Source organism: Arthrobacter sp. TB 26, from assembly GCF_000427315.1.
Lineage (GTDB): Bacteria > Actinomycetota > Actinomycetes > Actinomycetales > Micrococcaceae > Arthrobacter.
In genome coordinates this window covers 1-5128 of the sequence record NZ_AUPJ01000457.1, presented here as the reverse complement: position 1 = coordinate 5128, position 5128 = coordinate 1, and the positions used below count along the sequence as shown (strand labels likewise).

The window sequence follows — 5128 nt, the reverse complement described above, 5'->3', positions numbered from 1 at the left end:
CCCGCCGCGAGCCGGGTCCGGCTGCTGGCCGAACAGACCCCGGCGAGCTTTGTCGCGTTTGACCTGCTGGCCCTCGGCGACGAGGACCTCACCGGGCGGCCCTTTGCCGAGCGGCGCGCGGCGCTGGAACGCGTGCTCGCCGGGAGCGCCGCCCCGATCCACCTCACCGCCGCGACCCGGGACAGGGGAACCGCTGAGGAGTGGTTCCACCACTTCGAGGGGGCCGGGCTCGACGGAATCGTGGCCAAACCGCTGGACGGGCTCTACCTGCCGGACAAGCGCTCGATGTTCAAGGTCAAGCATGAACGCACCGCGGACTGCGTCCTCGCCGGGTACCGGGTGCACACCTCCGGCCCGGACCGGATTGGCTCACTGCTGCTGGGGCTCTATCGCGACGACGGTCGGCTCGCCAACGTCGGCGTCGTGGGGGCGTTCCCGATGCAGCGCCGCAAGGAACTCTTCGAGGAACTCCAGCCGCTCGTGACCGGCATCGACGAGCATCCCTGGAACCGGGCCCGGCAGGAGGACGGGACGCGGACGCCGCGCAATGCCGAGGGCGGCCGGTGGAGCGGCGGCAAGGACCTCTCCTTCACCGCGCTCCGGCCGGACCGGGTGGTGGAAGTGAAATACGACCACATGGAGGGCGAACGGTTCCGCCACACGACGCAGTTTGTCCGCTGGCGCCCGGACCGGGACCCGCGCTCCTGCACCTACGAACAGCTCGAGGAGCCGGTCACATACGATCTGGCCGCAGTACTGGGGGCCGGCAGGGACTGAACCGGACACGGAAACGCCCGGCGTGTCCTGTGACCACGCCGGGCTTCCGGTGGTGCGGCCCGGAGCAACCGGGCGGGAACGGCCGCGGGTTACTTCAGGCCGAGCTCCTTGGTGGGCGTCTTGAAGGTTTCCTTGGCGGTCAGGGCCGAGATGGCCGCGATGACGCAGATGACGGCGGTGAAGATGCTGATCTGGACCCAGCCGCCGGGCTTGATGCCGCCCATGGCCGCGACGATTGCCGGGGCGAAGCCTGCCATCAGGAAGCCGAGCTGGGTGCCGATGGCCAGGCCGGAGAAGCGGACCTTGGTGCTGAACATTTCGGCGTAGAAGGAGGGCCAGACGGCGTTGGAGGCTGCATAGCCGAACGAGAAGAAGCCGATGGCGGTCAGGAACATCAGCGGCACGCTGCCGGACTCAAGGCTGAGCAAGAACACGGGCGTCAGGACCGCACTGGACAGGGCGCCGTAAATGAAGACCGGCTTGCGGCCGATCCGGTCCGCGAGCTTGCCGAAGAGCGGCTGGGTGCCGAGGGCGACCACGTTGGCGCCGACGACGAGCCAGAGGGTGGTGGTGCCGTCCACGCCGGCAACAGTCTTGGCATAGGCGATGGCCAGCGTGCCGAACACAGTGGAGACGGCGGCGATGAAGGCGCAGGCGACGACGCGGAGGACATCGCGCCAGTGGTGCTTGAGTAGATCCGCGACGGGGAGCTTGGAGATCTGGGCGTTCTTCTGTGCTTCCTCGAAGGCCGGGGGCTCGTGCAGGGTGCGGCGGATGAAGAACGCAACAATCACGACGACGGCGCTGAGCCAGAACGGGATACGCCAGCCGATGCCGTACTTGATCTCGTCCGGCAGCGCCAGGACGGGGATGAAGACGAGGGCTGCGAGGATCTGGCCGCCCTGGGTGCCGGTGAGCGTCCAGGAGGTGAAGAAGGCGCGGCGGTTGTCCGGGGCGTGCTCCAGTGTCATGGAGGAGGCGCCGGCCTGCTCGCCGGCCGCGGAGAGGCCCTGGCAGAGACGCGCCAGCACCAGCAGGGCCGGAGCCCACCAGCCGATGGTGTTGAAGTCGGGCAGGCAGCCGATCACGAAGGTGGAGGCGCCCATCAGCAGGAGCGTGAACATGAGCACCTTGCGGCGGCCCACCCGGTCACCGAAGTGTCCCAGGATGACGGCGCCGACCGGCCGGGCAACGTAGGCGAAGCCGAAGGTCGCGAAGGACATAATCGCCGCGTTGGCGCCGGCGTCGGGGAAGAAGACCGTCGGGAAGATCAGCGCGGCGGCGGATCCGAAGATAAAGAAGTCGTAGTACTCGACGGCGCTGCCCAGGAAGCTGGCGAGGGCTGCCTTCTTCGGTGTCCCGGCCGGTGCGTCAGTGCCCGGCGTCGTAGACGGGAGTGTCTGGCTCATGGTGTTCCTTTTGTGTGACGACATTGTCGCGGATGGATCAGGAAGGTCTCGGCCGCCGCTGGCTTTAAGTGTGCGGCAGCCGGAGGTTCGTGGAAAGACCCGGACGAGTAGCCACATGGTGGGAGCTACTTGTGCGATGTAGCAATCATGACTGTGAGGGCGAACACTTGTCAAGAAAAATAATCACCATCTAGAAATAGCTCTCACCATGTGAGAGCATTGAGCAATGAGTGTGAATCAAGACACAGAAGTGCCCGAGGCTGCCGCCGTTGTTGCCGCCCCCGCCGGCCAGGGCGCAAAAGCAAGTGCAAAAGCCGGGAAGGAAGACTCCCGGACGGACATGGTCGGCAAGGCCCTGGGCCTGCTGGTCCTGCTTGGCGACGAGCCGCGGGGCGCGAGTGCCGCGGAGCTGTCCCGCCGGGCGGAGTTGCCCTTCAGTACCACCTACCGCCTGCTGGGCTCCCTGACCCGGGACGGCTTCGTGGACTACGAGCCGGACGGCCGCCGCTACCATCTGGGCCTGCGGATCTTCCAGCTCGGCCAGCGGGTGTCCAACCACCACGGATTCGCCGGCACGGCCCTGCCCATCCTGCGGCGCGTCACTGAGGAGACGGGCGAGGCCACCATCCTCTCCGTGCGGGACGGAAACCACCACCTCACCGTCAATAAGGTGGACGGGCCCCAAACCTTCCGCGTCACGAGCGACCCCGGCCACCTGGGCGCCCTGCACACAACCTCGGTGGGCAAGGCTCTGGTGGCCTTCGCCGACGACACCACGCGCAGCCAGCTTCTGGAGGGACTCGAGCTGGAGCCGCTGACCGAATTTTCCATCACGGACCGGGATGCCTTCCGGGCTGAGATCGAACTGGTCCGCCAGCGCGGCTATGCCGTTATGGACGAGGAAAACGAGCTGGGCATGCGGGCGGTCGCCGTCCCGGTGTTCAACTCGCAGGGCCACGCCTTCGCCTCGCTGGCCACGGCGGTCCCGGTCTTCAGGATGAGCGTGGAGGCCCTCGTGGCCCTGGTCCCGCTGCTTCAGTCAGCGGCAGCAGAGCTGTCCGCGCGGCTGCCCCAGCAATGAGTCGGCCGACCGGCCGGGCAATGGGCCGTCATACTTTGTTCGCTAGTAGAACAACAGTGCAACATGTGAACAATTGCGGTAATGTAATCCCCATCACCCGGCCTGCGGCCGGCGCCCAGTGCGTCCCCGCCCGCCGAGTGCCGTTGTCAAAGGAGCTATACGGATGAGCAATCGAGCAGAGTCCTATCTTGTGGGACTGATAGGCGATGGCGTTATGCCATCCCTTACGCCCCTGATGCACGAACGCGAAGGCGATGTGCAGGGCCTGCGGTACCTCTACCGCCCCATCGACCTCACCGAGCTGGGCCTTCCCGGCCCGAGCGTCGGCGAGCTCCTGACCGGCGCCTACCGCCTGGGTTTCAACGGGCTGAACATCACCCACCCGTGCAAGCAGCTGGTCCTGGAACACCTTGACGAGGTCACACCGGACGCCCGCCGCCTCGGCGCGGTCAACACGGTGACCATCCGGGACGGCCGCTTCATCGGCCACAACACCGACTTCTCCGGATTCGCGGCCGCCCTGGCCACGGGCCTGCCCGGCGCCAAGCTGAACCGCGTGGTGCAGCTGGGTGCCGGCGGTGCCGGCTCCGCGGTCGCCTACGCCCTGCTCACCGCCGGGGTCCGCGAACTGGACCTGGTGGACACCGATCCTGCCCGCTGCGCTGCGCGCGCCGCCGAACTGGCTGGCTTCTTCCCGGACCAGCTGGTCACCGCACGGACGACGGCGGAGCTGCCGCAGCTGCTGCCGCTGGCCGACGGCCTGGTGCACTGCACCCCGGTGGGCATGGCCGCCCACCCCGGCCTCCCGCTGGACATGTCCCTTGTGGATGCGCGGCACTGGGTCGCGGATATTGTGTACCGCCCGATCGAGACCCAACTGATCCGCGAGGCCCGGGCGAAGGGCTGCGACGTGCTCGACGGCGGGCGGATGGCCGTGGGGCAGGCCGCCGACGCCTTCCGGATCTTCACCGGCCTTGAGGCCGACGCCGACCGGATGCGCGCCCACTTCCTGGCCCTCGTCGCCGCCGAAGAGGTGGCTGCCTGATGCGCACCGGTATCGCGACCGTCTGCCTCTCCGGCACGCTGCGGGAAAAGATGCAGGCCTGCGCCGGCGCGGGCTTCGACGGGATCGAGATCTTCGAACAGGACCTCGTCACGTCCCCGCTGAGCCCGGAGGATGTCCGGAAGATGGCCGCCGACCTGGGACTGAGCCTGGATCTCTACCAGCCGTTCCGCGACTTCGACAGTGTGCCCGGGGATGTCCTCGCCGCCAACCTGCGCCGGGCGGAGGCCAAGTTCCGGCTCATGTCCCGCCTCGGCATGGACACCATCCTGGTCTGCTCCAACGTTGCCACCGCCAGCATCGACGACGACGGACTCCGGGCCGAACAGCTCGCCGCCCTCGCCGCCCTCGCCCAGGACCACGGCGTCAAAGTGGCCTACGAGGCACTGGCCTGGGGAAAGTACGTCAACGACTACGAACATGCCCACCGGCTCGTGGAAACGGTGGACCACCCCAACCTCGGCACCTGCCTGGACTCTTTCCACATCCTCTCCCGCGACTGGGACACCGCCCCGATCGAAGCCTTCAACCCGGACAAAATCTTCTTCGTCCAGGTGGCCGATGCACCCAAGCTGTCCATGGACGTGCTGTCCTGGAGCCGGCACTACCGGGTCTTCCCGGGCGAAGGGCAGTTCGAACTCGCCAAATTCCTCGGCCACGTGGTCCGGGCCGGCTACACCGGCCCGGTGTCCCTGGAGGTCTTCAACGACGTCTTCCGCCAGTCCGACGTCGAACGTACCGCTGTGGATGCGATGCGGTCGCTGATCTGGCTCGAGGAGCAGAGCGCCAAGTGGCTGG

The 5128-nt window shown here is 67.5% G+C and carries 5 protein-coding genes; 4 read left to right on the top strand and 1 reads right to left on the bottom strand.

Annotated elements, in window-relative coordinates; translation table 11 throughout:
• On the top strand, positions 1-777 hold a 777-nt coding region (locus tag K789_RS0117555), incomplete at its 5' end, for an ATP-dependent DNA ligase (protein ID WP_024367908.1).
• A gap of 89 nt (positions 778-866) precedes the next feature.
• Here K789_RS0117555 and K789_RS0117550 read toward each other — a convergent pair.
• Positions 867-2186 carry an MFS transporter gene (locus tag K789_RS0117550; RefSeq protein ID WP_024367907.1) on the bottom strand — a complete coding sequence of 440 codons (1320 nt, stop codon included), beginning with the start codon at positions 2184-2186 and terminating at the stop codon, positions 867-869.
• Between the two features lie 226 nt (positions 2187-2412).
• On the opposite strand from K789_RS0117550, the gene K789_RS0117545 reads away from it, so the two are divergent.
• The 3 genes from K789_RS0117545 to K789_RS0117535 form a co-directional block, all read left to right on the top strand.
• A complete protein-coding gene (locus K789_RS0117545) occupies positions 2413-3267 on the top strand; it encodes an IclR family transcriptional regulator (RefSeq protein WP_024367906.1) in 855 nt (284 codons plus the stop codon).
• 163 nt (positions 3268-3430) lie between these two features.
• Positions 3431-4312 carry a shikimate dehydrogenase gene (locus tag K789_RS0117540; RefSeq protein ID WP_024367905.1) on the top strand — a complete coding sequence of 294 codons (882 nt, stop codon included), beginning with the start codon at positions 3431-3433 and terminating at the stop codon, positions 4310-4312.
• Positions 4312-5128, top strand: an 817-nt coding sequence (locus K789_RS0117535; protein ID WP_024367904.1) for a sugar phosphate isomerase/epimerase family protein, incomplete at its 3' end; no start/stop codon positions are given. The genes K789_RS0117540 and K789_RS0117535, both read left to right, overlap by 1 nt.

Coding starts and splice junctions, on each gene's coding strand:
- K789_RS0117545 (WP_024367906.1), top strand. CDS start 2,413: ATGAGTGTGAATCAAGACACAGAAGTGCCCGAGGCTGCCGCCGTTGTT.
- K789_RS0117550 (WP_024367907.1), bottom strand. CDS start 2,186: ATGAGCCAGACACTCCCGTCTACGACGCCGGGCACTGACGCACCGGCC.
- K789_RS0117540 (WP_024367905.1), top strand. CDS start 3,431: ATGAGCAATCGAGCAGAGTCCTATCTTGTGGGACTGATAGGCGATGGC.